The sequence below is a fragment of the Klebsiella sp. 28 genome (assembly GCF_018223905.1).
GTDB classification, from domain to species: domain Bacteria; phylum Pseudomonadota; class Gammaproteobacteria; order Enterobacterales; family Enterobacteriaceae; genus Klebsiella; species Klebsiella pneumoniae.
This window is the reverse complement of sequence record NZ_JAGRQY010000233.1, coordinates 1-2,510: the sequence shown is the minus strand read 5'-3', so window position 1 is coordinate 2,510 and position 2,510 is coordinate 1. Positions and strand designations below refer to the sequence as shown.

Genomic DNA, 2,510 nt, shown 5'->3' with positions numbered 1-2,510 from the left:
AACACGTAGCTGCCGCCCGCATCCACGCCGTCTTTAATGACCGCCACTTCGCGGCGGGTTTCTTCCCCCGCCGGGTTTTCGGTGCCATCGACGAAGCCGCTGAGGTCACGCTCTTCCACCCAGCGGAAGCCGTGGATCTCTTCTTTCACGTCGATAGCGTCGCCAAAGGCGGCCAGCGCGGCCTGCGCCACCGAGAAGTTAACTTCATGACGGGCGGATAAAATATGAATCAGCAGGTCATACTGGGTGGACGGCGCCAGCCCTTTGCCATAGACCGGGAAATCTTTTAACTCATCCGCCCCTTCGCCGCCGCTCAGCTGACGCCAGACGTTATTGCCGAACGCCACCACCGCACCGAGTTTGGCGTCGGGGAATTTAGCCTGGAAGGTGGCCACGTTATCGACAAAAATTTTGCTCGCTTCGCGCAGGGCGTTAACGTCCCCTTTGAGATTGGCTTCAATCCAAATCGCCGCGCGGCAATGTTCCGGCAAAATGCCGCTCTGAACCTGAGACATCGCTCCTCCTGAAATGATGCAACCACAACGCTGTCGCGTTGCTAACGCGCCATTGTAACCGTTTTTCAGAGCTGTCGTGTCTCTTCAGATCAATTTAGCGACGCCAGATAATCTTGCTGACCTTCCAGTTTTTCAGCGTATCGTCGGAGGGCATCAGCTCGTCCGGACCGCTCCAGTGGCCAGTGAAGGCATAGCTGATATGCTGGCTCCCCTCGGCCTGACACTCGACGACCGCCCCGTTGTCATGGCTGCCTTTCTGGCAGTTGCCGAAGGCTTTGCTGTACAGGTCGCTAAACGGTGTGCCGATTTTCACGCCGCTGGCGGTTTTGATATCCGCATCACGCACGTCAATCCGGCTGATAGCACCGTTGTCGCCATTGATGGTCAGCGCCACGCTGTTGTTTTTCAGGGCTTCAAAGTAGTGGACGATATTGCCCTTATCGGTCTTCATTCCGCTGCGTAAACGGTAGTCGCTGCCCAGCGCATCGCTAATCGCCTGTTCATTGAGCGGCGTGGAAGCCGTCAGTTTACCCACTCCCTGCTCGGTCACCTCGGTGGAAGCGCCAAACCAGTTCCACGGATAGGCCGCCGACCAGTTGACTGCGCTCATCGTGGAGCAGCCGGTCAGCGCCAGCGGAAGCGCACAGAGCATTACACGTAGCGATTTCATATCTCAATCCTTTCTGAGTCATTCAACGCATGTTGGAGTTCACGATCGGCAAAAAGTGCCATTAAAAGGTGGTCTGGTGAAAACAGGCGCCCAGGCGACGGCTGGTTAACAGCCACCACAGGGCATAGCCATCCGCGACCAGCAGCGCAATGGTCAACGAGGAGGGAGATTCGCCGCTCAGCCATAGCATCGGCTGCCACAGCAACAGCAGCACTTGCGATAGCACTAGCAGCCAGCGCATCGCCCGCCACAGGCGCGGCAGGCGCTGACGATAGCCGCTAAGCAGAAAGGCCAGCACCGCCGGCACGCCTGGCAGTAAACCAAGCCAGAAGCGCTCGTGATCGGGATAGAACAGATTAAGAATCGCGTCGCCCTGCTGGCGCGATGCGCCGGCCATCAAAAACAGCACCCACGTGCGGGCCTGCAACAACAGCACGCACCAGAAAAGCAAAGGCAGGCGCAGACGGCCATGGGCATCAAAATCGGCGGGGATAAACTCAGTATTCTTCATCTTCGATCAGGCGTTTGCCCAGGGTCAGGACATCGGCGTACTCATAGCCCAACCGCTCGTACATTCCCTGCACCACGTCGTTGTCTTCACGGACCATAATGTTGATTTTCGGGCAGCCGCGAGCAATCAGCTTTTTCTCCAGACGGTTGAGCAGCGCGTTCGCGATACCCCGGCCGCGATATTCCGGATGGACGCCGAGATAATAGGCCGATCCGCGATGACCGTCATATCCGCCCATCACTGTGCCGACCACTTCGCCATTCACTTCCGCCACCAGAAACAGGCTGACGTCGTGATTCAGCTTGCGCTCAATATCCATCTCCGGATCGTTCCACGGGCGCAGCAGATCGCAGCGCTCCCACAGCGTCACAACCTCTTCGAAATCCTGCTGGCGAAAAACGCGAATCTCCATGGTATTCCCCACCATTGACGGTTAAAAACAGTGATTATGGCGCGAATATAACTGATAGCCAATATCAGGCGAAATCAGCGACAAAAAATGGCATAATATGACTTTGTCATGTATTGAAATGAAAAGTAAAACAATTCTTATTTTGAATGGTCGTAACGGCAAACGCGATACGATATAACATTGGACATCACTTGTTTACAATTCAGGCCGAATGAGCACTTTTAAACCCTTAAAAATACTTGCTTCGCGCCGTCAGGTGCTGAAAGCCGGGCTGGCTGCGATGACGCTGAGCGGCGTCGCCTCACAGGTCAGCGCAAAAGAACAGCCACTGAAAACGTCAAATGGACACAGCAAACCCGCCGCCAAAAAGGCCGGGGGTCGCCGGATTGTAATGTTAGATCC

4 protein-coding genes and 1 pseudogene are annotated in these 2,510 nt (G+C 55.7%); 1 reads left to right on the top strand and 4 read right to left on the bottom strand.

Features of this window, described 5'->3' with window-relative positions; genetic code table 11:
• From KHQ28_RS27010 to KHQ28_RS26995, 4 genes are all read right to left on the bottom strand, one after another.
• On the bottom strand, positions 1–515 hold a 515-nt coding region (locus KHQ28_RS27010; protein ID WP_211777753.1), incomplete at its 3' end, for a Dyp-type peroxidase.
• Positions 516–609: 94 nt separating this feature from the next.
• A complete protein-coding gene (locus KHQ28_RS27005; RefSeq protein WP_002913630.1) occupies positions 610–1,185 on the bottom strand; it encodes an RpoE-regulated lipoprotein in 576 nt (191 codons plus the stop codon).
• A 61-nt stretch (positions 1,186–1,246) separates the two neighbouring features.
• A complete protein-coding gene (locus KHQ28_RS27000; protein WP_002913635.1) occupies positions 1,247–1,696 on the bottom strand; it encodes a DUF2919 domain-containing protein in 450 nt (149 codons plus the stop codon).
• On the bottom strand, positions 1,683–2,108 hold the full coding sequence (locus KHQ28_RS26995) for a GNAT family acetyltransferase (RefSeq protein WP_002913637.1): 426 nt from the start codon (positions 2,106–2,108) through the stop codon (positions 1,683–1,685). The genes KHQ28_RS27000 and KHQ28_RS26995 overlap by 14 nt, the downstream gene beginning before the upstream one ends.
• A gap of 211 nt (positions 2,109–2,319) precedes the next feature.
• Between KHQ28_RS26995 and KHQ28_RS26990 the strand changes: the two are divergent.
• A pseudogene (locus tag KHQ28_RS26990) lies at positions 2,320–2,510 on the top strand (N-acetylmuramoyl-L-alanine amidase); the annotation flags it as partial.